The sequence below is a fragment of the Mesorhizobium sp. M4B.F.Ca.ET.058.02.1.1 genome (assembly GCF_003952505.1).
Taxonomy (GTDB): domain Bacteria; phylum Pseudomonadota; class Alphaproteobacteria; order Rhizobiales; family Rhizobiaceae; genus Mesorhizobium.
In genome coordinates, this window is record NZ_CP034450.1 from 4,103,271 (window position 1) to 4,129,898 (window position 26,628).

27 protein-coding genes are annotated in these 26,628 nt (G+C 64.3%); 14 read left to right on the forward strand and 13 right to left on the reverse strand.

Annotated features, from left to right (window positions below):
- Window positions 1-58 precede the first annotated feature (58 nt).
- From EJ073_RS20150 to EJ073_RS20160, 3 genes are all read right to left on the reverse strand, one after another.
- Window positions 59-1,234 carry a cystathionine gamma-synthase gene (locus EJ073_RS20150; RefSeq protein WP_126057306.1) on the reverse strand — a complete coding sequence of 392 codons (1,176 nt, stop codon included), beginning with the start codon at window positions 1,232-1,234 and terminating at the stop codon, window positions 59-61.
- Window positions 1,231-2,673, reverse strand: coding sequence for a pyridoxal-phosphate dependent enzyme (locus tag EJ073_RS20155; protein WP_126057307.1), 1,443 nt, complete (start codon window positions 2,671-2,673; stop codon window positions 1,231-1,233). Before EJ073_RS20155 ends, EJ073_RS20150 begins: the two co-directional genes overlap by 4 nt.
- 215 nt (window positions 2,674-2,888) lie before the next feature.
- Entirely contained in the window at window positions 2,889-3,074 is a 186-nt protein-coding gene (locus EJ073_RS20160) for a hypothetical protein (RefSeq protein ID WP_126057308.1), read from the reverse strand.
- Between the two features lie 309 nt (window positions 3,075-3,383).
- Here EJ073_RS20160 and EJ073_RS20165 point away from each other — a divergent pair, with 309 nt between their 5' ends.
- From EJ073_RS20165 to EJ073_RS20180, 4 genes are all read left to right on the forward strand, one after another.
- Complete coding sequence (locus tag EJ073_RS20165) at window positions 3,384-3,743, forward strand: septal ring lytic transglycosylase RlpA family protein (protein ID WP_126057309.1); 360 nt, start codon at window positions 3,384-3,386, stop codon at window positions 3,741-3,743.
- Between the two features lie 233 nt (window positions 3,744-3,976).
- Window positions 3,977-5,254 (forward strand): polyhydroxyalkanoate depolymerase, encoded by a 1,278-nt coding sequence (locus tag EJ073_RS20170; protein ID WP_126057310.1) that lies wholly within the window; start codon window positions 3,977-3,979, stop codon window positions 5,252-5,254.
- 182 nt (window positions 5,255-5,436) lie between these two features.
- A complete protein-coding gene (locus tag EJ073_RS20175; protein WP_126057311.1) occupies window positions 5,437-6,054 on the forward strand; it encodes a transglutaminase-like cysteine peptidase in 618 nt (205 codons plus the stop codon).
- A 207-nt stretch (window positions 6,055-6,261) separates the two neighbouring features.
- A complete protein-coding gene (locus EJ073_RS20180) occupies window positions 6,262-6,486 on the forward strand; it encodes a hypothetical protein (protein WP_126057312.1) in 225 nt (74 codons plus the stop codon).
- A gap of 86 nt (window positions 6,487-6,572) precedes the next feature.
- On the opposite strand, the gene EJ073_RS20185 is transcribed toward EJ073_RS20180, so the two are convergent.
- The 4 genes from EJ073_RS20185 to EJ073_RS20200 are packed head-to-tail and all read right to left on the reverse strand — an operon-like array spanning window position 6,573 to window position 9,322.
- Window positions 6,573-6,941 carry a helix-turn-helix transcriptional regulator gene (locus EJ073_RS20185; RefSeq protein WP_126057313.1) on the reverse strand — a complete coding sequence of 123 codons (369 nt, stop codon included), beginning with the start codon at window positions 6,939-6,941 and terminating at the stop codon, window positions 6,573-6,575.
- A 24-nt stretch (window positions 6,942-6,965) separates the two neighbouring features.
- On the reverse strand, window positions 6,966-7,493 hold the full coding sequence (locus tag EJ073_RS20190) for a Smr/MutS family protein (RefSeq protein WP_126057314.1): 528 nt from the start codon (window positions 7,491-7,493) through the stop codon (window positions 6,966-6,968).
- On the reverse strand, window positions 7,490-8,596 hold the full coding sequence (locus tag EJ073_RS20195) for a murein transglycosylase A (RefSeq protein ID WP_126057315.1): 1,107 nt from the start codon (window positions 8,594-8,596) through the stop codon (window positions 7,490-7,492). The genes EJ073_RS20190 and EJ073_RS20195 overlap by 4 nt, the downstream gene beginning before the upstream one ends.
- A gap of 15 nt (window positions 8,597-8,611) precedes the next feature.
- Window positions 8,612-9,322 (reverse strand): Tim44/TimA family putative adaptor protein, encoded by a 711-nt coding sequence (locus EJ073_RS20200; RefSeq protein WP_126057316.1) that lies wholly within the window; start codon window positions 9,320-9,322, stop codon window positions 8,612-8,614.
- A gap of 199 nt (window positions 9,323-9,521) precedes the next feature.
- Between EJ073_RS20200 and EJ073_RS20205 the strand changes: the two genes are divergently transcribed.
- A complete protein-coding gene (locus EJ073_RS20205) occupies window positions 9,522-10,019 on the forward strand; it encodes an FxsA family protein (RefSeq protein WP_126057317.1) in 498 nt (165 codons plus the stop codon).
- Between the two features lie 174 nt (window positions 10,020-10,193).
- Window positions 10,194-10,691: a protein-export chaperone SecB gene (gene secB, locus EJ073_RS20210; RefSeq protein ID WP_126057318.1), complete on the forward strand. Its 498-nt coding sequence runs from the start codon at window positions 10,194-10,196 to the stop codon at window positions 10,689-10,691.
- A 73-nt stretch (window positions 10,692-10,764) separates the two neighbouring features.
- Here secB and dnaQ read toward each other — a convergent pair whose 3' ends face one another.
- The 5 genes from dnaQ to EJ073_RS20240 all read right to left on the reverse strand — a co-directional run bounded on the left by dnaQ (window position 10,765) and on the right by EJ073_RS20240 (window position 14,720).
- A complete protein-coding gene (dnaQ, locus tag EJ073_RS20215) occupies window positions 10,765-11,487 on the reverse strand; it encodes a DNA polymerase III subunit epsilon (RefSeq protein WP_126057319.1) in 723 nt (240 codons plus the stop codon).
- Between the two features lie 74 nt (window positions 11,488-11,561).
- On the reverse strand, window positions 11,562-12,167 hold the full coding sequence (gene coaE, locus EJ073_RS20220; RefSeq protein ID WP_126057320.1) for a dephospho-CoA kinase: 606 nt from the start codon (window positions 12,165-12,167) through the stop codon (window positions 11,562-11,564).
- Between the two features lie 13 nt (window positions 12,168-12,180).
- A complete protein-coding gene (locus EJ073_RS20225) occupies window positions 12,181-13,020 on the reverse strand; it encodes a shikimate dehydrogenase (RefSeq protein WP_126057321.1) in 840 nt (279 codons plus the stop codon).
- A complete protein-coding gene (locus tag EJ073_RS20230) occupies window positions 13,013-13,612 on the reverse strand; it encodes a Maf-like protein (RefSeq protein WP_126057322.1) in 600 nt (199 codons plus the stop codon). Before EJ073_RS20230 ends, EJ073_RS20225 begins: the two co-directional genes overlap by 8 nt.
- Before the next feature lie 286 nt (window positions 13,613-13,898).
- Entirely contained in the window at window positions 13,899-14,720 is an 822-nt protein-coding gene (locus tag EJ073_RS20240; protein ID WP_126057323.1) for a pyruvate, water dikinase regulatory protein, read from the reverse strand.
- Between the two features lie 402 nt (window positions 14,721-15,122).
- Between EJ073_RS20240 and hemE the strand changes: the two genes are divergently transcribed.
- The 3 genes from hemE to rho all read left to right on the forward strand — a co-directional run bounded on the left by hemE (window position 15,123) and on the right by rho (window position 18,118).
- Window positions 15,123-16,154, forward strand: a complete 1,032-nt coding sequence (gene hemE, locus EJ073_RS20245; protein ID WP_126057324.1) for a uroporphyrinogen decarboxylase — start codon at window positions 15,123-15,125, stop codon at window positions 16,152-16,154.
- Complete coding sequence (gene hemJ, locus EJ073_RS20250) at window positions 16,154-16,684, forward strand: protoporphyrinogen oxidase HemJ (RefSeq protein ID WP_126057325.1); 531 nt, start codon at window positions 16,154-16,156, stop codon at window positions 16,682-16,684. Before hemE ends, hemJ begins: the two co-directional genes overlap by 1 nt.
- A 168-nt stretch (window positions 16,685-16,852) precedes the next feature.
- A complete protein-coding gene (rho, locus tag EJ073_RS20255; RefSeq protein WP_112098117.1) occupies window positions 16,853-18,118 on the forward strand; it encodes a transcription termination factor Rho in 1,266 nt (421 codons plus the stop codon).
- A gap of 268 nt (window positions 18,119-18,386) precedes the next feature.
- On the opposite strand, the gene EJ073_RS20260 is transcribed toward rho, so the two are convergent.
- Window positions 18,387-20,414, reverse strand: a complete 2,028-nt coding sequence (locus EJ073_RS20260) for a thioredoxin domain-containing protein (RefSeq protein ID WP_126057326.1) — start codon at window positions 20,412-20,414, stop codon at window positions 18,387-18,389.
- Between the two features lie 61 nt (window positions 20,415-20,475).
- On the opposite strand from EJ073_RS20260, the gene mnmE reads away from it, so the two are divergent.
- The 5 genes from mnmE to EJ073_RS20285 all read left to right on the forward strand — a co-directional run bounded on the left by mnmE (window position 20,476) and on the right by EJ073_RS20285 (window position 26,229).
- Window positions 20,476-21,804: a tRNA uridine-5-carboxymethylaminomethyl(34) synthesis GTPase MnmE gene (gene mnmE / locus EJ073_RS20265; protein WP_126057327.1), complete on the forward strand. Its 1,329-nt coding sequence runs from the start codon at window positions 20,476-20,478 to the stop codon at window positions 21,802-21,804.
- A 167-nt stretch (window positions 21,805-21,971) separates the two neighbouring features.
- Entirely contained in the window at window positions 21,972-23,846 is a 1,875-nt protein-coding gene (mnmG, locus tag EJ073_RS20270) for a tRNA uridine-5-carboxymethylaminomethyl(34) synthesis enzyme MnmG (protein WP_126057328.1), read from the forward strand.
- The gene (gene rsmG / locus EJ073_RS20275; protein WP_126057329.1) at window positions 23,843-24,484 is read left to right on the forward strand and encodes a 16S rRNA (guanine(527)-N(7))-methyltransferase RsmG; all 642 of its coding nucleotides are present in this window, start codon (window positions 23,843-23,845) and stop codon (window positions 24,482-24,484) included. The genes mnmG and rsmG overlap by 4 nt, the downstream gene beginning before the upstream one ends.
- 17 nt (window positions 24,485-24,501) lie before the next feature.
- Window positions 24,502-25,299 (forward strand): ParA family protein, encoded by a 798-nt coding sequence (locus EJ073_RS20280; RefSeq protein ID WP_126057330.1) that lies wholly within the window; start codon window positions 24,502-24,504, stop codon window positions 25,297-25,299.
- A gap of 45 nt (window positions 25,300-25,344) precedes the next feature.
- The gene (locus EJ073_RS20285; RefSeq protein ID WP_126057331.1) at window positions 25,345-26,229 is read left to right on the forward strand and encodes a ParB/RepB/Spo0J family partition protein; all 885 of its coding nucleotides are present in this window, start codon (window positions 25,345-25,347) and stop codon (window positions 26,227-26,229) included.
- The last annotated feature ends 399 nt before the right edge of the window (window positions 26,230-26,628 follow it).

A 26,628-nucleotide genomic window follows, 5' to 3' on the forward strand; every position in this document is an offset into this window, starting at 1 on the left:
CGACCTGATGATCGCGCTGGCATAACGCAGAGGTGTGCCGATGCTCCGAGCGCTTCCTTTAGCCCAGCGCCTGCTCCAAATCCGCGATCAAATCATCCCCATCCTCGATGCCGGCCGAGAGCCTGACCAGCGAATCCGATATCCCGATCGCGCCGCGCTTCTCCGCCGGGATCGAGCCGTGCGTCATCAGCGCGGGATGCTCGATCAGGCTTTCGACGCCGCCGAGGCTTTCGGCCAGCGTGAACAGCTGCGTGCGCTCGAGGAAGCGTTTCGTGCCGGCAAGGTCGCGGTCGAGATCGACCGAGATCATGCCGCCGTAGGCGTGCATCTGGCGTTTGGCGATTTCGTGCTGCGGGTGGCTGGCGAGGCCGGGATAGATGACGCGGCGCACGTCGTTACGACTTTCCAGCCACTCGGCGATCTTCAGGCCGTTGGCGGAATGGCGCTCCATCCGCAGCGCCAGTGTCTTGATGCCACGCAGCGCCAGAAAGGAGTCGAACGGGCCGGAGATGGCGCCGATGGCGTTCTGCAGGAATTTCAGCCGGTCGGCCAAATCCTGGTTGTCGCCGACCACGGCGACGCCGCCGACCATGTCGGAATGGCCGTTGAGGTACTTCGTCGTCGAGTGGACGACGATGTCGATGCCGAGCTCGAGCGGGCGCTGGATGTAGGGGCTGCAAAAAGTGTTGTCGGCGACGGTGAGCAGGCCCTTGCGCTTTGCCAGCGCCGCCACCGCTTCGAGGTCGACGATGCGCAGCAGCGGGTTGGTCGGCGTCTCGACCCAGAGCAGTTTCGTCTCCGGGCGGATGGCGGCCTCGACGGCGGCAAGGTCGGTGAAGTCGGCGAAGCTGACCTGCAGCCCGGCCGAGCGCTTGCGCACCCGCTCCAGCAAGCGAAACGTGCCGCCATAGATGTCGTCGGTGGCGACGATATGGGCGCCGGCATCGAGCAGCTCCAGCACGGTCGAGATCGAGGCCAGGCCGGAGGCGAAGGCGAAGGCTTTGGTGCCGCTTTCGAGATCGGCCACGGCGCGCTCGAAGGCGAAACGGGTCGGGTTCTGGCTGCGGGCGTATTCAAACCCCTTGTGCACGCCGGGCGACTGCTGGCCGTAGGTGGAGGTGGCGTAGATCGGCACCATCACCGCGCCGGTCGTCGGGTCGTGACTCTGGCCGCCATGGATGGTGCGGGTCGAAAAGGCCAGGCGGTTCTTGCCCGGTGTTCCGTGTACGGTCATCTTGCGCGGCGCCTCAGATGGTTGATCAGGTCGATGCGGGTTATCAGGCCGATGAACTCCTCGCTGTCGAAGACGATGGCGACCTCGTTACGGTCGAAGACAGGCAGCAGCGCATCGAGCGTCTGATTGGCCTGCAGCGTGTGCAGATTGGAGGTCATGGCGGTGCGCACCGGACCGTTGAAGCGGTCCCAGCGACCGTCATAGGGGCCGTCGACCTTGGCCAGAATGTCGCCCTCGTCGACGATGCCGACCAGCTTGCCATTGTCGAGCACCGGCAGTTGCGAGACATCGGAGCGGCGCATGCGGCCATAGGCATTGAGCAGGCTTTCCTCGGGGCCGACCCAGACCGTGTCGCCGGTGCGGTGCGAACGCATGACGAGGTCACGCAAATCGCCATGCTGTTCCTGCTCGGCCAGGCCCTGCTCGGCCAGCCAGAAATCGTCGAAGACCTTCGACAGGTACTTGTTGCCGCTGTCGCAGACGAAGGTGACGACCCGCTTGGACACCGTCTGCTCGCGGCAATAGCGGAGCGCGGCCGACAACAGCGTGCCGGAAGAGGAGCCGGCCAAAATGCCTTCGCGGGAGAGAAGATCGCGCACCGCCAGCATGCTCTGCTTGTCGGGGATGGAATAGGCCTTCCTGACCAGCGACAGGTCGGCATTGGGCGGTACGAAATCCTCGCCGATGCCTTCGACGGTCCAGCTGCCGGCCTCTTCCATCTTGCCGGTCTTGATCAGCGGCGCCAGCACCGAGCCGACCGGGTCGGCCAGCACCATCTCGGTCTTCGGCGAATGTTTCGCGAAATAGCGGCCGAGCCCGGTCAGCGTGCCGCCGGAGCCGACGCCGACCACCGCCGCGTCGACATCGCCGTCGAGCTGGGCGAGGATTTCCGGGCCGGTGGTGGTCTCGTGCGCCAGCGGGTTGGCCGGATTGGCGAACTGGTTGGCATAGAAGGCGCCGGGCGTTTCGGCGGCGATCTTCTCGGCCATGTCCTGATAATATTCGGGATGACCCTTGCCGACATCGGAACGGGTCATGCGCACCTCGGCGCCGAGCGCGCGCAGATGCTGGATCTTCTCGCGCGACATCTTGTCGGGGACGACGAGGATTATGCGGTAGCCCTTGGGGATGCCGACCTGGGCAAGGCCAAGGCCGGTATTGCCGGCGGTCGCCTCGACTATTGCGCCGCCGGGCCTGAGCTTGCCCTGCCGCTCGGCGGCGGCGATCATCGACAGCGCGATGCGGTCCTTGATCGAGCCGCCGGGATTCTGGCTTTCGAGCTTGATGAACAGCCGGCACTTGCCGGTGTCGAACTTGGTCAGCTCGACGATGGGCGTCTGGCCGATCAGGTCGAGCACCGACGCATAGGGCGGACGCAGGCGGGAGAGGGTGCTCTCGGGCGGGGCACTGGCGGGTGCGGCTTTCCTGTGCTCGCTCATGTCAGGCGCTCCATTGGTCAAAACCTAGCGTCTTTTCCAGCCGATCGCAGCCGGAAAGAAGATAGACCGTGCCAATCAAGTGGCCAGACGGGGAATGAAATTCCTCCCGCTGCGTTCGTCATCCTCGGGCCTGATCCGAGGATCCTGGATGGGCTTCGGCTCGTCGCGAAGATTCATGCGAGAAGGATCGCCAGCGCTCGTTCCATGCTGGCTGCTCAGATGCGCGAGCGGATCGCCCAGCCGAGCCCGAGCAATCCCACCAGCATCGTCAGTATTCCGATATAGAGCCATTGCGTCTGGCCGGTCATGAAGCTTCCCCGGACAAGACCCAGGCCCTGAAGGGACCAGAGCAGGCCGATCGCCAGCACGATCAGGGCCAGCACAAACCGCATCAATCGCATCGGTGGAATTCCCTTCGCAAGTCGATCGTCAACTCAGTCACGGCAGCAATGAAAGAGCGGAAGGAAGCGATCCAATCGTGTCCCTCTGTACTTGCGTATTGATGCCCGATCCAGCCAGACACGGCCAGAAGACCGGCGCGAATGATCATCGAGAATACGCCGCGCAAGGCGGGAAGACTCATGACAAACTGTTTCCCGGCGACTCCAAACGTGTGCCATTGCCATGGAACCGCCAGATGACGGCCGCATTTCCTGCCTTAATTGCTTCATAACGGCTGGGGTCTGTCCAAACGGAGCCATTCCCCAAAGATGATGAAGACAAAGCAAACCGCGCTTGTCGCGGTAACGGTAGCGGCTGGCCTGATGGTCGGCGCCTCCACCTCCTCCGCCGCCGCCCAATGCGGCCGCGCCTCCTGGTATGCGCTGCACTCGCGCACTGCTTCCGGTGAACGCATGAACCCGTCGGCGCTGACCGCCGCGCACCGCACCTTGCCCTTCGGCACCAAGCTCAAGGTGACCAACAAGAACAACGGTCGCAGCGTCGTGGTTCGCATCAACGACCGCGGCCCGTTCATCAAGGGGCGCGTGCTCGATCTCTCGAAGGGCGCGGCCAACCAGCTCGGCTTCATCGGCTCGGGCCACACCGCCGTGTGCATGGCGCGCGTGTGATATGTCTGACATGTCCGGCAAGAGGGCCGGACATGTTTCCTACACACTTCGGCAACGCACAGTGAGCCGGCTGCCGCCCGTCAAGGCGGATTCTCAACGCCTTGGTCGAAAGAAGCATTGATCATTCGACATGACGTATTGCATCGCAACAATATGTTGTTAACCTCGCCGCGAGACATTTGAGGCTCGGCGCTGCACGCGTTCTTGGGTCGCAAGCAGCAGCGGGGTCCTTGATGTACTACCAGCTCTACGAATTGAACCACGCCGCGCTGCAGCCAGCCCGCGTCTATGCCGACGCGGTGCGGATGTTCTACACCAACCCGCTCAATCCGATCGCGCACACGCCTTGGGGCCGCTCGGTGGCGGCAACCGCCGAACTGTTCGAGCGCACCACGCGCCGCTACGGCAAGCCGCAATTCGGCCTCGACAAGACCGTGGTCGACTGGAAGAGCGTCGACGTCAGCGAAAAGACCGTGTGGTCAAAGCCGTTCTGCAACCTGATCCGTTTCGAGCGGGCCGTTCCCGCCGGCCGCAAGCCCGATCCGAAGCTGCTTATCGTGGCGCCGATGTCGGGACACTACGCGACGCTGCTGCGCGGCACGGTGGAAGCGATGCTGCCTTATGCCGACGTGCACATCACCGACTGGGTCGATGCCCGCATGGTGCCGCTTGCCGACGGCAGCTTCGATCTCGACGACTATATCGACTACATCATCGAGATGTTCCATGCGCTCGGTCCCGACACCCATGTGATGGCGGTGTGCCAGCCCTCGGTGCCGGTGCTGGCGGCGGTGGCGCTGATGGAAAAGCGCGGCGACCCCTTCGTGCCCTCGACGATGACGCTGATGGGCGGGCCGATCGACACCCGCCGCAATCCGACGGCGGTCAATTTGCTCGCCGAGGAAAAGGGCAGCGGCTGGTTCCGCGACAACGTCATTATGCAGGCGCCGTGGCCAGTGCCCGGCTTCGGCCGCGAGGTCTATCCCGGCTTCCTGCAGCTTTCGGGCTTCATGAGCATGAACCTCGACCGCCACATCATCGCTCACAAGGACTTCTTCATGCACCTGGTGAAGCATGACGGCGACAATGCCGAGAAGCACCGCGACTTCTACGACGAATATCTGGCGGTGATGGACCTGACGGCCGAATTCTACCTGCAGACGGTCGACACCGTGTTCGTGCGCCATGCCTTGCCGAAGGGCGAGATGATGCATCGCGGCAATCCGGTCGACACCTCGGCGATCCGCAACGTCGCCCTGTTCACGGTCGAGGGCGAGAACGACGACATTTCCGGCCTCGGCCAGACCCAGGCCGCGCACGATCTGTGCGTCAACATCCCGGCCGACCGGCAGGCCCACTACATGCAGCCGGCGGTTGGCCACTACGGCGTCTTCAACGGCTCGCGCTTCCGCTCCGAGATAGTGCCGCGCATCGTCGACTTCATCACCAGCTACGGCCGCCAGATGCGCGTTGCGGCGAAGCCAAGACTTGTGCGCTCGGCCAAGGGCTGAGCGAGGCGGGGAGTTCGGGACGCCGTCACGGCAGCCTTCAGCGCGCCCGGATCGTCCTGTTGCACAAGTGCCGCTGTCAGGATCGCGGAAGTAACCATGCCGCCAATCAGGCCAGACTCGTAATTGACACGGACTGTAAATCGCCCTTAACGTTTCGTTAACAACAAGGGCGAACGGGGACAATGATTTCCTCACCGATGGCACGGACGCTGCGCTTGTGTGCGGTCGCAGGGCTGGCGATTTCGGGATTGTGGGCGGCGCCCGCAGTCGCCGCGGGAGCGATGGTGACCGGCGGCCTGACCTCTCAGCCGATCGGACACTACGATTTCTGCAAGGCAAATCTCGGCGAATGCTCGATCCGGCCGGCCAATCTGGCGCCGGCCAAGATGACCGATGCGTTCCTGCGCAAGCTCGCCAGCATCACCGCCAAGGTCAACGCCGCCGTCAAGCCGATGAGCGACTACGACATTTACGGCAAGGACGAAGTCTGGGCCTTTCCCGACAAGGGCGTCGGTGACTGCGAGGACTATGTGCTGGAAAAGCGCCGCCAGCTCTACCGCATGGGTGTGTCGCTCGCCGATCTGCTGATCACCGTCGTGCGCAAACCCGATGGTGAAGGCCACGCGGTGCTGACTGTGCGCACCGACAGGGGCGACTATGTGCTCGACAATCTGAACGACAAGGTCAAGGCCTGGGACGAGACCGGCTACCGCTTCCTCAAGCGCCAGGCGATCGACAACACCGGGCGCTGGGTGTCGATCCGTGGCGGCCAGCAGGTGCTGGTCGGCGCGGTGCAGTAACCGACGATTGAGTCTGCATTCCAAGCGTTGAGGCGGCTGGTCCCGCCCTTGGCTGCTTTTACATCATAGGTTGGCGGCGCCAACGTTAAATGAGACTTGCTGGCCGCGTCCCGCGCCACCCTCCCAGAATTTTTCACAGTCTCCATGAACCAAACCGTCGCTGCCGGCGACACAGCCGCGTACGGAAACCAACCCTGGAGACTTCAAATGACTGCCTTTTTGCGAAATGCCCTGCTCGCCGCTGTCGCGGTGACGTCCATGGCCGGATCCGCGCTGGCGGACCAGACCGTCAGCTGCGCCGAAACCAAGACCAACGACCTGTGGAGCGGCCGTTGTTGCGGTACCAGCGACTCGAGCTGCCTGGGCGGCGGACACGAGCATGGCGACCATGGCAACCATGGCGGTCGCGGTGGCCAGACCGGCGCGAAGTGATCTCGCAGCATGCCCGCTGGCTACCGGCCAGCGGGCATCGCCTCATGTGAAGCGGACGCCGGCGCCGGAGCAACTCGCGCCGCGCATCACGTCCGCCGCCCCAGTGCCGCGCGGACCGACGCCGTGATCCGGCGAAGCTCCGCCTCATCCAGTTTCTCGATGTTTTCGGCCAGGAGATTGGCGAGCTCGGTGGCGGCGGGCGTCAGGCCAGACGTGTCGATCCGGACCCGCGGGTGCGAGGCTTCGGCGAGGCGCGCGAGTTCCTCGGCATCGTCCCAGATGACGTTGAAATAGCCGATGATCTTCTGGATCAGCGTCCAGGTCGGCGCGCCGCGGCGGCCATGTTCAAGCGCCGACAGGTAGGCGGCGCTGACGCCGATCGCCTCGGCCATCGCCTTCTGGCTGAGGCCGCGCTCGGCGCGCAGCGCGCGCAGCTTCTCGCCGAACGGGGTCATGCCAGCGCTCTCATGCGCGTGTCTTCATGTGCGGGTCCGGCGCAAGCGGACATAGAGCGCGCCGGAACCGCCATGGTTGCGCGCGGCATGGTCGTGGCTGGAGACCAGCGGCCGGAAGGCGGGCGTCGACAGCCAGGCGGGAACCGAACGCCGCAGCACGCCGTCGCCGCCGGACGAGGAGCCCTTGCCGGTGATGACCAGCACATAGCGGATGCCGCCGGCATGCGCCCGGTGCAGGAATGAAAACAGCAGCGAATAGGCCTCGTCCTGGGTCATGCCGTGCAGGTCGACGCGGCCTTCGATCGGCAGCCGGCCCTTCGCAAGCTTGTTCAGCGTCTGGTCGTCCAGCGCATGCGAGACATGCTGCGTCCTGGGCTTTGCCGCGACAGCCGGAGCGCCGTTGACGGGGATAGGCGCCGGCGCCGGTTTCGGCTCGACGCTGAAATCGGGGACGTCGACGGCGGCCTTGCCCTTGAGCGGCTTGGCGGTGCGCGCCACCAGGTTCCACAGGACGCGATCGTCCTCGCTCAGCCGGTCGATGCGGCGGGTCATGGCAATGGCCTCGAAACGAGCTGGCGCGGGATCAGCGCATAAAAATCGGCGGCGTTGCGGACGACGCCGGCGATCTCGCCGGCGGCGGCGCCGCTGCCCGCAAAGAGGTCACCCCGCGCCGGGCCGGTGATGGCCGAGCCGGTGTCCTGCGCGATCATCAGCCGCCGGAACGGCCCGTCGCCGAAAGCGGCGAGCGTCGGCGCGTCGATATAAAAGGGCGTGCCGAATGTGTGCAGCAGCCGGTCGACGGCAACCGAACGGCCTGGCGTCAGCGGCACCTTGGCGGCGGCGATCGGGCCGAGCGCCGCATCGTCGACCGCCGCCTCGCGGAAGAAGATATAGGAGCGGTTCTGCCAGAGGATCTCGTCGACGCGATCCGGGTGCGCCCTGAACCAGGCCCGGATCGACTGCATCGTCACCTTGGCCAGCGGGATTTCGCCCAACTCGCTCAGGACCTTGCCGGGCCCGGTGAAGCGCTGGCCGGACTTGGCGGCATAGGTAACGCGGCAGAGCCGACCGTCGGTCATCTTCAGCCGCGCCGCGCCCTGGACATGGATGAAGAAGGCGTCGACCTTGTCGGCGAGCCAGGCGATCTCCAGCCCCTTGCCGGCGAGCGCGCCGCGCTCGATGGCGCCGCGGTCGAAATATTCGGCCAATCCGTCCGGCGCCGGGCGCGCGAAAGCGAGATAGGGATCCATGCCGGATGGCCGATTGGCGTCGTCGACATCGACCAGATCGGCCGGGCGTGAAAGCAGCGGCACCGTGAAGCGGTCCGTCAGTACCGGCGAGGCCTCGGCCTCCGGCTCATAGAAGCCGGTGACGAGACCGGCGCCGCCGGTTTCGGCGGTGACATGAGTGGGAACGAAATGGCGCTCGAAGAAGGCCCGGGCCTGCGCTCGATTCGGCAACGAAACGGCACGCGCCTCCTGATAGGCTTCGGCAAAGGCCTCGAAGCCGACGCCAAGCGAGCCCGTGCGATAGGGTTTGGTTAGGACATGGAAGGCCGAGCGGCGAAAGGCGGCATAGGCGGCGCGGTGGTCGTCCTCATCCCAACCGGGCAGCTCGCCAAAGGATTTTTCGCTGAAAAGGGAAGAGAGCGACACCGCCGCCGCCCGGGCTCAATCTTCTTCTTCGGTAGCGACGAGCTTCCAGTTCGGATCGCGCGAGCGCGTGTCGCGGGCGAAGGTCCAGACGTCCTTGACCTCGGCGACGGTTTCGGGGTCGCCGTCGATGACGGCGCCGGCCTTGTCGCGGGTCGCCGAAATCAGCTCGCTGACGATGCGCAGCGTGATGTGCGCTTCGCCGCCCTTCATCTCGGCGGCGACGATATCTGCCTTGTCGATGCCGACGAAGGAGGACTGGATCTTCTCCGACTTTGCCTCGCGATCCCCGATCGCGGCGACGAAGCCGTCAAAGACCTCGCGCGAGAGAAGGTTCTTCAGCGTCTTTCGGTCGCCGTCGGCATAGGCCATGACGATCATCTCGTAGGCCATCTTGGCGCCGTCGACAAAGCCCTTCGGATCGAAAGACGGGTCGTTGTCCTTGATCGTCCTCAGACCCTTGTTGAGATCGGTGTCGGGCCTGGCGAAGGCATCGATCTCGGCATAGGCGTCGGCGGCCGGTTCCCCCGGCGCCCGCTTTCGCGGCAGCGAAACCACATTCTCCGATTTCTGGCCGGCCTCCTGCTGCTCGCGCGTGCGGCTCGCCGAATAGGGGTCGAAGGGCGGGCGCTCGCTGCCCGTGCGACGGCCCAGCACGTTGCGCAGCTGGAAAAAGATCACAACCGCCGCAATCAGAAAGAAAATCGTGCCGAAGTCGAAGAAACCCATATCTTCCGCCAATTCGATCCCTGTCCTGGCCGGACCGCCGGCCAGCATCAGGCCGCGGTCGCATAGCGTTCAACACCCAAAGCATATAGAACGCTAGGCGCAATCATTCAAATCAAAGGCAGGCATACCTATCTAACGGGTCCGGTGCCAGCGGCGATTGCACGCTAGACGGGAAAACACGGAAACGATCGGCCAGGAATTGCGTATTTCACTGCTCCCATTGCTCGTCCTCGCGCTGCCGCTGCTGGAAATCGCCGGCTTCGTCGTCGTCGGCCGCCAGATCGGCGCGCTGGCGACAGTCGGCCTGGTGCTGGCCTCCTCGATTGCCGGCAGCCTGTTGCTGCGACACCAGGGCTTCGGCGTGATGGCGCGGGTGCGGGCCGAGATGGATGCCGGGCGCGATCCGAGCAGCCAGCTAGCGCATGGCGCGATGATCGTGCTGGCGGCGATCCTTCTGATCATTCCCGGTTTCATCACCGACATCCTCGCCATCCTGTTGCTTCTGCCGCCGGTGCGCGAACTCGCCTGGCGGATGCTGAAAAGCCGCATAGTGCTGGCGACCAGCTTCAGCGCCGGCTTCCAGGCGCGGCCGCGCGGCAAGACAATCGATCTCGACGACAGCGACTATTCGCGCGCCGACGATTATACGCGCGGGCCCGACCACAATTCGCCCTGGCGCCGCCTCAAGGACGACTAGGCAATTTCCGGTCAAGTGTCTCAAGGTTCGCCGGCAGGAATCTGCGACAGAGATAGGCAACAACTGTGATCCCGCGCTGAGGCGGCAAACCTTGTCTTGTCATGCCGACCATGGTAGCGAACGCCCGGTTTCAATCCGGTCAGCAAGGCTGCCCAGGCAAAAGGACAAAGGCTCATGGCCAGCAAAGACGACGCGCCGACCGGCGCCGCCAACGGCAACGGCAACGCGCAGCCGACACTCAACGTGCTCGCCCAGTATGTGAAGGATCTGTCCTTCGAGAGCCCCGGCGCGCCGAATTCGCTGCGCGGCCGCGACAAGGCTCCCGGCATCGCCATCAATGTCAACGTCAACGCCAATCCGCTGTCGGACAAGCAGTTCGACGTCAACCTGACGCTGAACGCCAAGGCCTCCTTCGACCAGGAAGTGCTGTTCAACGTCGAGCTGGTCTATGGCGGCGTCTTCGCCATCAGCGGCTTCCCGCAGGAGCACATGCTGCCGATCCTGTTCATCGAATGCCCGCGGCTGCTATTCCCCTTCGCCCGCCAGATCATCGCCGAGGCGACGCGCAATGGCGGCTTCCCGCCGCTGATGCTCGACCCGATCGATTTCGCGCAGATGTTCCAGCAGAAGCTGGCCGAGGACCAGGCGGCGGCGAAGGTCCAGGTGAGCTGATCCGCTCTTCATTAGGTGTCGAAAAGCCCGGCCTCGCGCCGGGCTTTTTGCATGAGATGCCGGCGGGACGGTGTTAGTTCTGAGCCACCCCGGCTTCGGCTTCCACCTTCAGCCACAGCGCCTTTTCGCCGAGCGTGCGCACCAGGCCGGCATGCGCGGCGCGCTCGGCCTCGGTGAGGCGCGGCGGGAGCGCAATCGGCCGCGCGCCGATGGAGATGTCGATGTCGGCCACCTCGCCGGCGCCGTTCATCTGCACCGCCACCGCATCGAGGATCAGCGCCGCCTGCTTGCCGCCGATGAGCTCGATATAGACCTCGGCCAGCAATTCGGAATCGAGCAGCGCGCCGTGCTTGGTGCGGTGGGTGTTGTCGATGCCGTAGCGGCGGCAGAGCGCGTCCAGCGAGTTCGGACCCATCGGGTGCTTGCGGCGCGCCAGCGCCAGCGTATCGACGACGCGGCCGACATCGATGACGGGATGGCCGAGCCGGCCGAATTCGAGATTGAGGAAGCCGATGTCGAAATTGGCGTTGTGGGCGATCAGCTTGGCGCCGTCGGTGAAGGCCAGCCACTCCTCGGCGATCTCCGAAAAGATCGGCTTGCCGACCAGGTCGGCGGCGCTGATGCCGTGCACGGCCTGCGCCTCGGCATGAACCGCCCGCCCCTGCGGGTTGATGAATCTGTGGAAGGTGCGGCCGGTCGGGAAGCGGTTGACCAACTCGACGCCGCCGAGCTCGATGATGCGGTCTTCGCGCATGTCGAGGCCGGTGGTTTCGGTATCGAAAATGATCTCGCGCATCGAATCAGTCCACTCTGAACGAGCAGAATCATCCAACGGAACAAAATGGCAATGGGGACTGCTGACAGCAGGCGTCAGGAAGCGTCCTTGCCCGACTTATCCCCCGCCAATTCGGCGATGATGGCCGCGACCGCGGCGCGCGCGGCGTCAAAGCCCTGGCCGGTGTCGACGATGAAATCGGCCTGGCGGCGTTTTTCGGCATCGGGCACCTGCTTGGCGAGGATAGCGGCCAGCTTCTCCTCGCTCATGCCGGGACGCGCCAGCACACGCGCGCGCTGAACTTCGGCCGGGGCGGTGACGACCACGACCTTGTCGACGCGGTCGCGGCCGCCGGTCTCGAACAGCAAGGGAATGTCGAGCACGGCGAGCGGCGCGCCGGCGGCGCGGTGCCTGGCAAGGAAGGCGTCGGCATCGGCGCGGACCAGCGGATGGACGATCGCTTCCAGCCGCTTCAGGGCCGCGGCATCGCCGAGCACCCGCGCACCGAGCCTGGCGCGGTCGACGACACCCGCATCGGTGGTGCCGGGAAAGGCGGCCTCGACCAGCGGGCCGGCCTTACCGGCATAGAGGCGATGCACCGTCTCGTCGGAATCGTGCACCGGCACGCCGGCCTCGGCAAACATCTTCGCCGTCGTCGACTTGCCCATGCCGATCGATCCGGTGAGGCCGAGCACGATCATAGCCGGCGCCTCATCAATGGGCTTCGATGTCAGCGATGATCATCCGCCTGAGCTCGGCGGTGACCTCGGGCCGCTCGCCGAACCAGCGTTCGAACCCGGGCGCCGCCTGGTGCAGCAGCATGCCGAGCCCATCGACCGTCCACAGGCCGCGCCCCCTGGCGGCGGCGAGGAGCGGTGTCTCGAGCGGCACGTAGACGATGTCGGTAACGATGGCATGGCCGGGCAGGCCCGCCGGATCGGCGGACAGGCCTTCATTGCCATGCATGCCGAGAGCCGTGGTGTTGACGAGAAGGCCGGCATCGGTAAGCAGGTCGCCGACAGCATGGGCGCCATGCGCGGAGACGCCCTCGCCGAAACGGCGGCTGAGCTCCTCGGCCCGCGCCAGCGTGCGGTTGACGATGCGGATGTCCTTCACGCCGCGCTCGATCAGCGCCTGGATGGCAGCGCGCGACGCGCCGCCGGCGCCAAGCACCACGGCGGGGCCATTCGAAGCCCAGCCCGGCGCGTAGTCATCGAGATTGGCGGCAAAGCCGTAGGCATCGGTGTTGCCGCCCCACAATTGTCCGTCCTCGAACCACAGCGTGTTGACGGCGCCGATCGCTTCGGCCGCCTCGTCGCGACGCTCGACCTGCGCGAAGGCCGCCTCCTTGTGCGGGATGGTGACGTTGCCGCCCTGGAAGCCATTATTCCGAAGTCCGTCCACAAAGGCGGCGAAATTGTCCGGCGCGACATCGATGGCCTGATAGCTGCCGTCGATGCCGTACTTGGCCAGCCAGTAGCCATGGATTTTCGGCGAGCGCGAATGCGCGATCGGGTGGCCGGTAACGAAAGCTTTTTTCGCTGCCTCAGCCATCGATTGCTCCGAGCTCCCGCAGCTTCTCCAAAACCGGCAGAAGCGGCAGGCCGACGATGGTGAAATGGTCGCCCTCGATTTTTTCGAACAGCTGGATGCCCTCACCCTCGATCTGATAGGCGCCGACACTCGACAGCGCCTTGTCGCCGACACGCGCCAGATGGCGGCCGATGAAGGCTGGCTCCAGTTTGCGCATGGTGAGACTGGCGATGCCGACATGCCGCCACAGCACCGCGCCGTCGCGGGCAAGCACGGCGGCGCTGTTCAGCTGATGGGTCTTGCCGGACAGGGCGAGGAGATGGCGGCGGGCGCCTTCCATGTCGGCCGGCTTGTGGAACACCTCGTCGCCGAGCGACAGCGTCTGGTCGCAGCCGAGCACCAGCGCGCCGGGCCTGCGCTCGCTGACCTCGGTCGCCTTGGCCTCGGCAAGCACCAGCGCGACGTCCTCCGGCGACACGCCGCTATGCTTGAGCGGCGCCTCGAGCGCGCGCTCATCGACCTCGGCCGGCACCGCCTCGATCTCGACGCCGGCATTGACCAGCATCGCCTTGCGGAACGGGCTGCCGGAGGCGAGGATGATTTTCTCGGTCATTTTGTACTCGGACGCGGACAAGGGACGGTTGGTGTATGCAAAGCCTTGCTATTGTAGAGTTGGCGCCGCCCCTCATTGTCCTGCCGGACATTTCTCCCCGTATAGAGACGGGGGAAAGGGCCAGCTTCAGCGCAGGCGCTCTTTCCAGCAGCGCTGGCGATTGGCGAAACCATAGACACCAGCGCCCCTCTCCCCGTCCCTATACGGGGAGAGGATGCCGGCAGGCAGGTAAGGGGCGGCGCCGACCTCCGCCAAGGTGACTCGCAAAACTAGCTTCTTTGCTCATCTATCTCGACTTTCCCCGCAGGGCAACGATCGCCGCCGCCGTCTCCTCGATCGAACGACGGGAGACATCGATCATCGGCCAGCCATGCCTTGTGCAGATCTGGCGGGCATAGGCGAGCTCCTCGTTGATCGCGGCGCGGTCGACATAGTCGGACGGCACGTATGTGCTGGTGTTGCCGAGGATGCGGTTCTGGCGGACATGCGAGATGCGCTCGGCGGTGGCGATCAGGCCGACGATCAAGGGCGTCCTGGCGTTGACCAGGCTCTCCGGCACCGGCACGCCGAGCACGATCGGGATGTTGGCGGTCTTGATGCCGCGGTTGGCGAGATAGATGCTGGTCGGCGTCTTGGAGGTGCGCGAAATGCCGATCAGCACGATGTCGGCATCGTCCATGTTGGCGGGCAGCTGTCCGTCATCATGCTCCATGGTGAAGTTCAGCGCATCGATGCGGCGAAAATATTCGGCGTCGAGCACGTGCTGGGCGCCGACGCGGCGGCCGGCCGGCGTACCGAGATAGGACTGGAAGACGGCAAGCACCGGCTCGAGCACCGAGACGCAAGGCAGGCCCATCGCCGCGCAGCGCTCATCGATGCCGCGCGCGAGCTTCTGGTCGACGACGGTGTAGAGGATGATGCCGGGTTCTTCCTCGATATCCTCGAACACCTTGGCCACCTGCTTTTCGGTGCGGATCAGCGGGTAGATGTGCTCGATGGCGCGCGCGTCCTTGTATTGCGCGGAGGCGGCGCGGCCGGCCGCCAGCAGCGTCTCGCCGGTGGCGTCGGAAATCAGGTGCAGGTGAAAGAAGCTCTGGGGTTTGTTCACAGGCGCGGGTTCCAGGCTGTGGGCAGTTGTGGACAAGATCGGACAAAGACGCGAAGGGGGCGAGAGCGACTGTATCAGATGGTGGGTTGTCCACAATTCGCCCTGCTGTAGGCTTTGTCGGGGCGCTGGGGACAAAACTGGGGATCAACTTTTCTTGGCCGATTTCATCCACAGCCCGAAATTTGGGAGCGAAAGGCCAAGCTGCTGACTCGGAAGGAGAATTCCGGTTGTTCCCCAAAACCCTCCAAATCGCGATCGGGACCGCGCGACAATATGCTGACTGGCCTTTTCGGGCGGCAGGCTGGACAGGTCGCAACCACCACAACCAACAGACTCTTAGAATCAGAAGACTCTTTTAAAATAGATATTTGATTTAAGAGGACCCTTGAGAGGCGACGCTGAATGCCTGGAAAACGGATCATGCTGGACGTTTTGAGGGGCGAGCCTGTCTTTCCTCCGCCCATCTGGATGATGCGCCAGGCCGGCCGCTATCTGCCGGAGTATAGAGAGACCCGGAAGCGCGCCGGCTCCTTCCTCGATCTATGCTACGATCCGGACCTTGCGGTGGAAGTGACGCTGCAGCCGATCGAGCGCTTCGGCTTCGATGCCTCGATCCTGTTCTCCGACATCCTTGTGGTGCCCAACGCGCTCGGCCGAGACGTCCGCTTCGAAGAGGGCCGCGGGCCGATGCTGACGCCGATCTCGGCTTCGGAGATTGCGGGCCTCACCGGCGATTTGTTTCACGTGAATCTCGAACCGGTTTACGAGACCGTCCGCCGGTTGCGCGCCAAACTGCCTGACGAGACGACGCTGATCGGCTTCTGCGGCGCGCCGTGGACGGTGGCGACCTATATGATCGCAGGCCAGGGCACGCCGGACCAGGCGCCGGCGCGGCTTTTCGCCTATCGCGAGCCGGAGGCCTTCGCGCGGCTGTTGAAAGTGCTGGCCGATCATTCGGCCGCTTATCTCATCCGCCAGATCGAAGCCGGCGCCGATGTGGTGCAGATCTTCGATTCCTGGTCCGGTGTTTTGGACGAGCCTTCCTTCCAGGCTTTCTGCGTCGAGCCGGTGGCCGAGATCGCGCGGCAAGTGAAGGCGGTCCACCCGAATGTTCCGGTCATCGGTTTTCCGAAGGGCGCCGGCGAGCGCTACCGCGACTATCGCTCCAAGACCGGCATCACCGGCCTCGGCCTCGACTGGACGGTGCCGCTCTCGATGGCGAAGGAATTGCAGCTTGGCGGCGCCGTGCAGGGCAATCTCGATCCGCTCCGGCTGGTGGCCGGCGGCAAGGCGCTGGCCGACGGCGTGGACGCGATCCTGAGGACGCTGGGCGGCGGGCCGCTGATCTTCAACCTCGGACACGGCATCACGCCGGAGACGCCGATCGCGCATGTCGAGGCGATGGTGAAACAGGTGCGGAGCGCGACGCGCTGATGGCTGACAATACCAACAGCACCGGCCAGGCGATGAAGCGCATGGTGATCGGCATCGCCGCTCTGGTCGTCGCGACTGCGCTGCTTTACTTCGTGGCGTCCGACGGCTTCTACCTGTGGGCCAAGGCCATCCATGTCATCGCCGTCATCTCGTGGATGGCCGGCATGCTCTATCTGCCCCGGCTCTTCGTCTATCATGCCGATGCCGAGAAGGGATCGGCGCAGTCGGAAACCTTCAAGGTTATGGAGCGCCGGCTGCTCAGAGCCATCATCAATCCGGCGATGATCGCGACCTGGGTGTTCGGGCTCTGGCTGGCCTGGAAGGGCTTTGCCTTCCATGGCGGTTGGCTGCACGCCAAGATAGCGCTGGTGCTCGTATTGTCGGGGCTGCATGGCTATCTCGCCGGCGCGGTGCGGAAATTCGCCGAGGACAAGAATGAAAAGCCGGCGCGCCACTGGCGGATCGTCAACGAGATCCCCACATTGCTGCTGATCGTCATCGTCATCCTGGTCGTCGTGAAGCCGTTCTGAGGCTTCCCGCGACGGCGCAAAAGGCGGCTTGCTCTTTCAGACGAGCGACGATAAAAGACGGGTCTTCCTTCCCGTCATGCGCCGCCCCATTTTTTCGCTTTCGGCCGCGCCCGGCATTTGTCGCATCCAGCCGATTTTTCTCCCCAAAGCCTACCCAGAGTCCATCTAATGCAAGAAATGAAACTCACCGAGTTCAAGAACAAGAAGCCGCCAGAGCTGATCGCTTATGCCGAATCGCTCGAGGTGGAGAACGCCAGCGTGATGCGCAAGCAGGAGCTGATGTTCGCGATCCTGAAGAAACTCGCCGCCCAGGACATCGAGATCATCGGCGACGGCGTGGTCGAGGTGCTGCAGGATGGCTTCGGCTTCCTGCGCTCGGCCAATGCAAACTACCTGCCAGGTCCCGACGACATCTACATCTCGCCGTCGCAGATCCGCCGCTTTTCGCTCAAGACCGGCGATACGGTCGAAGGACCGATCCGCAGCCCGAAAGAGGGCGAGCGCTATTTCGCGCTGCTCAAGGTCAATACCATCAATTTCGACGATCCCGAAAAGATCCGGCACAAGATCCACTTCGACAATCTGACGCCGCTTTATCCAACCAAGCGGCTGAAGATGGAGGTCGACAATCCGACCTCGAAGGACATCTCGCCGCGCGTGATCGACCTGGTGGCGCCGATCGGCAAGGGCCAGCGCGCGCTGATCAACGCGCAGCCGCGCACCGGTAAAACGGTGCTGATGCAAAACATCGCCCACTCGATCACCGCCAACCATCCGGAATGCTATCTGATCGTGCTTTTGATCGACGAGCGGCCGGAAGAAGTGACCGACATGCAGCGCTCGGTGAAGGGCGAGGTGATCTCCTCGACCTTCGATGAGCCGGCCGCCCGCCACGTCCAGGTCGCCGAAATGGTGATCGAGAAGGCGAAGCGCCTGGTCGAGCATGGCCGCGACGTGGTCATCCTGCTTGATTCGATCACCCGCCTCGGCCGCGCCTACAACACCGTCGTGCCGTCCTCCGGCAAGGTGCTCACCGGCGGTGTCGACGCCAATGCGCTGCAGCGCCCGAAGCGCTTCTTCGGTGCCGCCCGTAACATCGAGGAAGGCGGCTCGCTGACCATTATCGCTACCGCGCTGATTGATACCGGCAGCCGCATGGACGAAGTGATCTTCGAAGAGTTCAAGGGCACCGGCAACTGCGAAATCCAGCTCGACCGCAAGGTGGCCGACAAGCGCATCTATCCCGCCATGGACATCCTCAAGTCCGGAACCCGCAAGGAAGACTTGCTGGTGCCGCGCGCGGATCTGCAGAAGATCTTCGTGCTGCGTCGCATCCTGGCGCCGATGGGAACGACCGACGCGATCGAGTTCCTCATCGACAAGCTGAAGCAGACCAAGACCAACGCCGACTTCTTCGATTCGATGAATACGTAGTCGGGATACAAGGCGAGGCGGGGAACTTCCCCTCGCCTTCTCGATCGTTGGCAAGCCAATCGCAGAGGTCAGCGCCGCCCCTCATTGCCCGGCCGGGCATTTCTCCCCGTGAACGGGGAGAAAGAGGCTGGCCGCAACGCCGGCACTCTTCTTGCCACGATGGCGATTGACGAAATCGGCAGCGACAGCGCCCTTCTCCCCGTTTACGGGGAGAAGATGGCGGCAGCCAGATGAGGGGCAGCGCCAACGCTCGAAGAGGGGGTTGGGGTTACGTGCCTGTTCCTCGCCGCAACAGCTTCCCCAACTCGTCCGCATCGGTAACCACTGGCAGGCAAACCTGCCCGGTGCACAGCCAGGCGCCCTGCTTGTCGGTCGGCGGCACCACCCCACCCGGCAAGCTCGGTCGATTCGCTTCCGTACCGACCGCAACGACGATATCCACCCGGCGCGGGTCGGGATTCCGATTCGCAACCGGAACGAGGCTTGGACTCTCTAGATTGTCGATCAGCACCAGCTTCAACGGCTCGAGCGCCAGCGCGCAGGCATTGACGATGCCAGCCTGGCCATAGGCCTGTTGCGCGGCGCGGCCCATGGCATGCTCGGCCGTCGTCCAGGCCTTTTGCTCCATGTCGAAATCGCCGGTGACTAATGCCAATCGCACCAGCGCCTCGATGATCTGGGCGGAGGCGGACGGGATTGCCTCGTCGACATCGCCGCGGATGCGGATCGGAACATCAGCACTGTCGGACGCGGTCAGATAATAGCCGGTCTTGTTGCCATCCTGGTGCCAATGATCGAGCTGTCCGATGAAATGCCTGGCGCGATCGACATAGGCCGTCTCGCCGGTGGCCTCGAAGAGTGCGATGGCGGCGTTTGTCATGGCGGCATAGTCGCTCGACAAGGCCGGGAACAGTTTCCTGGCGCCTAGCATGGAATGCGGCAGGCGGCCGTCATGGCTCGCTTCGACGATGTGGGCGAAGGCCCGCGCGGCGGCCTCGATCCAGTCGGGTCGCTGCAGGGCACGGCCGGCGTCGGCAAGCGCGGCGATCATCAGGCCGTTCCAGTCGGTCAGCGCCTTGCCGTCGCGGCCGGGCCTGACGCGCCGTTCCCTGGCGGCCAGGAGCTTCTGCTTCAACGGCAGGAACAAGGCTTGGTCGACGATGCTTTGCTTTTGCTGGCCGGCGGTTTGGCGGATGATCGGCTTGCCTTCCCAGCCATGCGGGCTAGCGAGGCCGAAGTATTTGAAAAACAAGGCCGAATCGTCGCCAAGCACGGCTTCGACCTCGTCGCGGTTCCAGGTGTAGAACAGCCCCTCCTCGCCGTCGCTGTCGGCATCGAGGCTGGCGGCGAAGCCGCCGCCATCGACCAGCATCTCGCGCAGCAGCCAGGCGGCCGTCTCTTCGATTCGTATCCGGAATAAATTATTGCCGGTGGCGGCAAACGCCCAATTGCACATGCGCAGGAGCTGGGCGTTGTCATAGAGCATCTTCTCGAAATGCGGCACCAGCCATTCGGCATCGGTCGAGTAGCGGCTCAATCCACCGCCGATGTGATCGTAGATGCCGCCGGCCAGCATTTTCTCCAGGCTGAGCAGGACAGCGTCGCGATGCGAGGCAACCCCGTCGCGCAGCCACGACAGCCAGAGCGTCTGCATGAATGGCGCGTTGGGGAATTTCGGCGCGCCGCGCAAGCCGCCCAGATCGCGGTCGATCATGCCGTCGATGCGGCCGGCAAGATCGCTGAGCGTGTCCCGATCGAGCACCGCCTTGCCATGGCTTCCCGCCAGCCGCGCCTCGACATGGCTGGTCAGGCCGTCGGCGCTTTGGCCAAGGCTCTCCTGCTTCTCCCGCCACGCCTTGTCGACCGCTTCCATGACCTGGATGAAGCCTGGCCGGCCGTAGCGGGCCTCGCGCGGAAAATAGGTGCCGCCCCAGAACGGCTTGCCTTCGGGCGTCAGGAACATGGTCAACGGCCAGCCGCCCTGCTCGCCCATGGCATGCAGTGCCGCCATATAGATCTGGTCGATGTCCGGCCGCTCCTCGCGATCGACCTTGATATTGATGAACAGCCGGTTCATGACGGCGGCAACGGCGTCGTTCTCGAAGCTTTCATGCGCCATGACATGGCACCAGTGGCAGGCGGCGTAGCCGATCGACAGCAGGATCGGCCGTCCGAGTTCCCTGGCTTCGGCGAGCGCCGCGGGCGACCAGCCCCGCCAATGCACCGGATTGTCGCTGTGCTGCTGCAGATAGGGGCTGGCCTCTTCGGCCAGCAGGTTTTGCGCGGGCAAGGTCACGACGGCAAACTCGGTTAACGATGTTGCGCGGGAAGCTAGGGCGGTTCGGTAGAGCGGGCAAATGATTTTGAGCGATTCGATTGTTGCCTTGTCGAGCGGACGCTTGCCGGCCGGCATCGCCGTCATCCGAATTTCCGGTCCGAAGACTCGATTCGTGGTCGAAACGATTGCCGGATCAGTGGTTAAGGAGCGTCGTGCGGTCTATCGCAAGCTGACAGCGGCGGATGGATCGGTGATCGACCGGGGTTTGGTTCTCTTCTTGCCGGGCCCCGGCAGTTTTACCGGCGAGGACATTGCCGAGTTCCAGGTTCATGGCGGCCGCGCCGTGGCGGCCAAGATGCTGGAGACCATCACGGGCTTTGACGGCGTCAGGCACGCAGAGCCCGGCGAATTCACGCGCCGCGCCTTTCTCAACGGCAGGCTCGATCTGGTCGAGACCGAAGCGCTGGCCGATCTCGTCAATGCCGAGACCGAGGCGCAGCGGCGCTTTGCCGTGCGCAATGCCGAAGGGACGCAAAGCGAGCTTTACGCCGAATGGCGGCGGCGGCTCATCCATGCGCGGGCGATGATCGAGGCCGAGATCGACTTTGCCGACGAGGAGGACGTGCTGGGTTCCGTTTCGGACACGGTCTGGTCGGATGTGCGGGCGATGATCGGCGAGATCGATCGCCATGTCGACGGCTTCCGCGCCGCCGAGGTCATCCGCGACGGGTTCGAGGTCGTTATTCTCGGCGCGCCAAACGCCGGGAAATCCAGCCTGTTCAACGCGCTCGCTCGGCGTGAGGCCGCGATCGTGACCGACGAACCCGGCACCACGCGCGATCTGCTCGAAGTGGTGCTTGACCTTGAAGGGATGCGAGTCCGCGTCATCGATACGGCCGGTTTAAGGGAGGCGTCCGGTAAGGTCGAGGCGATCGGCATTGAGAAAGCGCGCGCGAAGGCGGGTGGTGCAGATCTGCTGCTGCTGCTCGAGGATATGGCGGCGCCCGTCGACGCCGGCGCGGTGCCGTCCGATGCGCCTCTGCTGAGGATCGGGACAAAGGCGGACCTTGTTGCGGACGGGCCGGCTTTTGACCGCTCGAAGCTTTATGACGCGGTGATCTCGACCAAGGATGGCACCGGACTGGCGGAGCTGCTAGCCGAGGTCGGGCGTCGCGCTGCAGCGGCTGCCGGGGAGATCGGCGACGTCCTGCCATCGCGCTTGCGCCATGTCGAATTGCTCAAGGAGACAAACTTCCACCTGGGAGCGGCGCTGTCGGTACAGCGAGGCCAAGAACTGCGCGCCGAGGAGCTACGCCTGGCGGCGGATCGGCTCGGGCGAATCACCGGTGCGGTCGACGTTGAGGACCTGCTCGACGTGATCTTCTCACAATTCTGCATCGGCAAATGACTCACGTGAAACATTGTCGGGGTAGGCGGATAGCGCGATTCACGTGAAACACCGGGCTTCCAGACGACAGGCATTGTTTCACGTGAAACGAGACCGCTCCTACGTTCTTGACAGCGGAGCCCCGCAGGGACATGTCTCCGTCATCCTCAGTCTTTGGAATTGAAAAGATGAACGATCACTATGATGTGGTTGTGGTAGGCGGCGGCCATGCCGGTTGCGAGGCGGCCAGCGCCGCGGCACGCGCCGGCGCCAGGACGGCGCTGGTGACGCTGCGTTTCGACACGATCGGCGTCATGTCCTGCAACCCGGCGATCGGCGGCCTCGGCAAGGGCCATCTGGTGCGCGAGATCGACGCGATGGATGGTCTGATGGGCCGGATCGCCGATGCGGCCGGCATCCAGTTCCGCTTGCTCAATCGCCGCAAGGGGCCGGCCGTACGCGGCCCGCGCACGCAGGCCGATCGCAAGCTTTATCGCCTCGCCATGCAGGAAGCGATTCGGCAGGAGGACAATCTCGAGGTGATCGAAGGCGAAGTTCTCGACTTTGAAATCGTGGAGGGGCAGATCGCGGCCGTTCGGATGTCGGGCGATCGCCGCCTGGCTTGCGGCGCGGTGGTGCTGACCACCGGGACCTTCCTGCGCGGCTTGATCCATATCGGTGAGAAGAAGGTCGTCGCCGGCCGCATGAACGAGCAAGCGAGTCTTGGCCTGTCGGCAACGATGGGCCGTGCGGGGTTCAGGCTCGGGCGCCTGAAGACCGGAACACCCCCTCGCCTCGACGGTCGGACCATCGACTGGGCGTCGCTGGAAAGCCAGGCGGCGGACGAGTATCCGGTGCCGTTCTCGCTGCTGACCGACACGATCCGGAACCCGCAGATCCATTGCGGCATCACGCGCACGACGCCGGAGACGCACGAGCTGATCCGCGCCAATCTCTGCCGCTCGGCCATGTATTCCGGCTCGATCGAAGGGGTGGGGCCGCGCTATTGCCCGTCGATCGAGGACAAGATCGTCAAGTTCGGCGACCGTGAAGGCCACCAGATCTTCCTCGAGCCGGAAGGCCTCGACGACGACACCGTCTATCCGAATGGCATCTCGACCTCGTTGCCGGAGGACGTCCAGCTCGACATTTTGAAGACGATTCCGGGGCTGGAGCGGGCAACCATGCTGCAGCCGGGTTATGCCATCGAGTACGACCATGTCGATCCACGCGAATTGCTGCAGACGTTGGAGACGAAGCGGGTCGGCGGCCTGTTCCTCGCCGGACAGATCAATGGCACGACCGGCTACGAAGAGGCCGGAGCGCAAGGGCTGCTCGCCGGTCTGAACGCAGCGCGCAAGGCCTCCGATAGCGAGCAGATCGTGCTCAGTCGCACCGAAGCCTATATCGGCGTCATGGTCGACGACCTCACCAGCCGCGGCATCGCCGAGCCCTATCGGATGTTCACCTCGCGCGCCGAGTTCCGCCTGTCGCTCAGGGCCGACAATGCCGATGAGCGGTTGACGCCGATGGCGGATCGGCTGGGGATCGCCTCGGCGGAACGGATGCGGCGCTTCAACGCGATGAACGAAGATCTTGCAAAGGCGCGGGTACTGGCATTGAGCGTGCTGTTCACCCCCAATGAGGCGGCGCGCCATGGGCTGGAGATCAACAGGGATGGCGTGCGCCGCTCGGCCTATGAATTGCTCGCCTACCCCGGTGTCGATCTGGCTTGGCTGGCCCGCGTCGAACCGCGCTTCGCCTCAATCGGTGCCAAGACGGCCGAGTGCCTCGAAACGGAAGCGAAATATTCAGTCTATCTCGACCGCCAGCAAGCCGATGTCGCGCAAATCCGGCATGAGGAAGGCCGAGTGATCCCGGCATCGCTCGATTTCACCGATGTCCCCGGCCTTTCCAATGAGCTGAAGCAGAAGATGAAAACGCGGCAGCCGCGCTCCATCGCCGATGCGCAGCGCATGGAAGGGATGACGCCGGCGGCACTCGCAATCATCGTTGCCCATGTTCGCAACGCCGAGGCAGCCGCTCAGAGGCATGTCGCGTGAGCTCTGCCGCATGGGAGAGCCTGGAAAAGGCCGCGGGCCCGGTTTCACGTGAAACATTCGAGCGTCTGGTTGCGTTCGAACAGGTCTTCCTGAAATGGAACCGCAGCATCAATCTTGCCGCGCCGTCGACGCTGGACGATGTCTGGCGCCGGCACATACTGGATAGCGCGCAACTCGCTCGAATCGAGCCAAAGGCCAGGCGCTGGGTGGACCTCGGCTCGGGCGGTGGCTTTCCCGGCCTGGTGCTTGGTTTCCTGCTTGCCGAGCGCGAGGGGGCCTCGATCGATCTGGTCGAAAGCAACCGCAAGAAGGCCTCGTTCCTGCAAGCCGTCATTGGCCAGTTCGACCTGCCGGCGCGTGTCGTAGCGCGGCGCATCGACGACAGCTATTCGCTTGTTCCGGAACCGGAAATCGTCACCGCGCGGGCGCTTGCGGCGCTGCCGGCCTTGCTTGATCTTGCGGCGCCGTGGCTGACCAAGGGTGCGCGCGCGCTCTTCCACAAAGGCCGGGATTACCGCGCCGAAGTGGAAGAAAGCACTCACCGCTGGGCCTTCGATCTGGTAGAACATCCAAGCATGACCGACCCTCACGGCGTCATCCTGGAAATCACCAATCTGCGCCCGGCGAAACCGCAATGAATCACTGGCATCGACCCATGAAAACTGGACCGCGTATTATCACCGTCGCCAACCAGAAAGGCGGCGTCGGCAAGACGACGACGGCGATCAACCTGGCGACGGCGCTGGCCGCCATCGGCGAACAGGTGCTGATCGTCGACCTCGACCCGCAAGGCAATGCCAGCACGGGATTGGGCATCGACCGCAAGGATCGCACGGTGTCGTCCTATGACGTGCTGACCGGCGAGCTCGAGCTGGAAGCGGCCGCCGTGCCGACGGCGGTGCCCGGTCTATCCATCGTGCCGTCGACACTCGACCTGCTCGGCATCGAGATGGAGATCGCCTCGGCGCCGGACCGGGTGCTGCGGTTGCGCAACGCGCTGCGCGCCGCGGCCGAGCGTTCGGCGCCGTTCGGCTATGTGCTGATCGACTGCCCGCCGTCGCTCAACCTCTTGACCTTGAATTCAATGGCCGCGGCCGATTCCGTTCTCGTGCCGCTGCAGTGCGAGTTCTTCGCGCTGGAGGGTCTCAGCCAATTGCTCGAGACGGTCGAGCAGGTGCGGCATACGATCAATCCGGATCTCACCATCCAGGGCATCGTGCTCACCATGTACGACGGCCGCAACAATCTCGCCAACCAGGTGGTGCAGGACGTGCGCACCCACATGGGCGACAAGGTCTACGAGACGATCATCCCGCGCAATGTCCGCGTTTCCGAGGCGCCATCCTACGGCAAGCCGGCGATCCTCTACGACCTCAAATGCTCGGGCAGCCAGGCCTATCTGCAGCTCGCCTCGGAAGTGATCCGCCGCGAGCGCAAATTGCGCGCCGCCTGATAGCGGCCAAGCCCCGATTCGATACCGAAACGATCTGGACAGATTATGAGTGAAGACCTTTCAAGAAAGAGACTCGGCCGTGGCCTTGCGGCGCTGATCGGCGAGATCGATCGTCCCGCAGTCCCGGAAAAGCAGAGCATGGCGGCCGACGGCAAGGTGCCGATCGAATTCGTCAGCCCCAATCCGAAGAATCCGCGCCGGCATTTCGGCGATGCCGAGCTCACCGATCTGGCGCAGTCGATCCGCGAGCACGGCGTGGTGCAGCCGGTGGTGGCGCGGCCGTCGCCGTCGCAGCCCGGCCGCTACGAGATCATCGCCGGCGAGCGGCGCTGGCGGGCGGCGCAGCGCGCCGGCCTGACCGAACTGCCGATCATAGTGCGCGAGGTCAACGACCGCACGGCGCTGGAGCTGGCGATCATCGAAAACGTCCAGCGCGCCGACCTCAACCCGGTCGAGGAGGCGCAGGGCTACCAGCAACTGATCGACGAGCATGGCTACACCCAGGCCGATCTCGGCCAGGTGATCGGCAAGAGCCGCAGCCATGTCGCCAACACGCTGCGGCTCCTGAAGCTGCCCAACGTGATTCACGACATGCTGGTCGATGGCGCGCTGTCGGCCGGCCACGCCCGCACGCTGGTGACGGCCGAGGATCCGGCAGGCCTCGCCAAGCGCATCGTCGAGGAAGGACTTTCGGTGCGCCAGGCCGAAGCGCTGGCGCAGATGCCGGCTGGCCCGACGCCGGTCAAGGCGAAGAAGGCCGAGCCGGTCGAAAAGGACCCCGACACGCTGGCGCTGGAAAAGCTGCTCACCGACACGATCGGCATGATCGTCTCGATCGAGCATAAGGAGCGCGGCGGCACAATTCGCGTCAACTACCGGACGCTGGACCAGCTCGACGAGCTCTGCCGGCGGCTAAAGGACGAGCGGTAGAGCGTTGAGGCGGCGCGTTATTTAGCCGACAAATAAAGTTCTGGCTTAAGGTCAAGCAGGCCTGATATATTGGTGATAAACACCACAAGGGCTGGCGGCTTCGCCGGCCCTTTTCGTTACCAGCGGGGATTGGCTATAGCGACGGAACAGAGGGTGCGAAGGAAGCCATAGCCGTCGTCATTCTAGGGCGGAGCAAGGAGAGAAGCGACGCGGGCTCGAACGATTTCAGCGTCGGAGCCGGCGGCTTGACAGTGCAGGGCATCGGCGTACCCTCCATTAAGTGCAACTTGAATTATATGCCCTGGCGTGCCGAACACAGTCGCGGCGTGGGCTATTTGCCGTTCCCACGACGCGTGGGCGGCGCCACCCCTCGCCAAAGCGATCCATGCCGACGCGCCT

Excerpts from the sequence above, each read along its gene's own strand:
- EJ073_RS20150 (WP_126057306.1), bottom strand. The coding sequence starts at position 1,234 with ATGACCGTACACGGAACACCGGGCAAGAACCGCCTGGCCTTTTCGACC.
- EJ073_RS20155 (WP_126057307.1), bottom strand. The coding sequence starts at position 2,673 with ATGAGCGAGCACAGGAAAGCCGCACCCGCCAGTGCCCCGCCCGAGAGC.
- EJ073_RS20160 (WP_126057308.1), bottom strand. The coding sequence starts at position 3,074 with ATGCGATTGATGCGGTTTGTGCTGGCCCTGATCGTGCTGGCGATCGGC.
- EJ073_RS20165 (WP_126057309.1), top strand. The coding sequence starts at position 3,384 with ATGATGAAGACAAAGCAAACCGCGCTTGTCGCGGTAACGGTAGCGGCT.
- EJ073_RS20170 (WP_126057310.1), top strand. The coding sequence starts at position 3,977 with ATGTACTACCAGCTCTACGAATTGAACCACGCCGCGCTGCAGCCAGCC.
- EJ073_RS20175 (WP_126057311.1), top strand. The coding sequence starts at position 5,437 with ATGATTTCCTCACCGATGGCACGGACGCTGCGCTTGTGTGCGGTCGCA.
- EJ073_RS20180 (WP_126057312.1), top strand. The coding sequence starts at position 6,262 with ATGACTGCCTTTTTGCGAAATGCCCTGCTCGCCGCTGTCGCGGTGACG.
- EJ073_RS20185 (WP_126057313.1), bottom strand. The coding sequence starts at position 6,941 with ATGACCCCGTTCGGCGAGAAGCTGCGCGCGCTGCGCGCCGAGCGCGGC.
- EJ073_RS20190 (WP_126057314.1), bottom strand. The coding sequence starts at position 7,493 with ATGACCCGCCGCATCGACCGGCTGAGCGAGGACGATCGCGTCCTGTGG.
- EJ073_RS20200 (WP_126057316.1), bottom strand. The coding sequence starts at position 9,322 with ATGGGTTTCTTCGACTTCGGCACGATTTTCTTTCTGATTGCGGCGGTT.
- secB (WP_126057318.1), top strand. The coding sequence starts at position 10,194 with ATGGCCAGCAAAGACGACGCGCCGACCGGCGCCGCCAACGGCAACGGC.
- dnaQ (WP_126057319.1), bottom strand. The coding sequence starts at position 11,487 with ATGCGCGAGATCATTTTCGATACCGAAACCACCGGCCTCGACATGCGC.
- coaE (WP_126057320.1), bottom strand. The coding sequence starts at position 12,167 with ATGATCGTGCTCGGCCTCACCGGATCGATCGGCATGGGCAAGTCGACG.
- EJ073_RS20225 (WP_126057321.1), bottom strand. The coding sequence starts at position 13,020 with ATGGCTGAGGCAGCGAAAAAAGCTTTCGTTACCGGCCACCCGATCGCG.
- EJ073_RS20230 (WP_126057322.1), bottom strand. The coding sequence starts at position 13,612 with ATGACCGAGAAAATCATCCTCGCCTCCGGCAGCCCGTTCCGCAAGGCG.
- hemE (WP_126057324.1), top strand. The coding sequence starts at position 15,123 with ATGCCTGGAAAACGGATCATGCTGGACGTTTTGAGGGGCGAGCCTGTC.
- hemJ (WP_126057325.1), top strand. The coding sequence starts at position 16,154 with ATGGCTGACAATACCAACAGCACCGGCCAGGCGATGAAGCGCATGGTG.
- rho (WP_112098117.1), top strand. The coding sequence starts at position 16,853 with ATGCAAGAAATGAAACTCACCGAGTTCAAGAACAAGAAGCCGCCAGAG.
- mnmE (WP_126057327.1), top strand. The coding sequence starts at position 20,476 with ATGATTTTGAGCGATTCGATTGTTGCCTTGTCGAGCGGACGCTTGCCG.
- mnmG (WP_126057328.1), top strand. The coding sequence starts at position 21,972 with ATGAACGATCACTATGATGTGGTTGTGGTAGGCGGCGGCCATGCCGGT.
- EJ073_RS20280 (WP_126057330.1), top strand. The coding sequence starts at position 24,502 with ATGAAAACTGGACCGCGTATTATCACCGTCGCCAACCAGAAAGGCGGC.
- EJ073_RS20285 (WP_126057331.1), top strand. The coding sequence starts at position 25,345 with ATGAGTGAAGACCTTTCAAGAAAGAGACTCGGCCGTGGCCTTGCGGCG.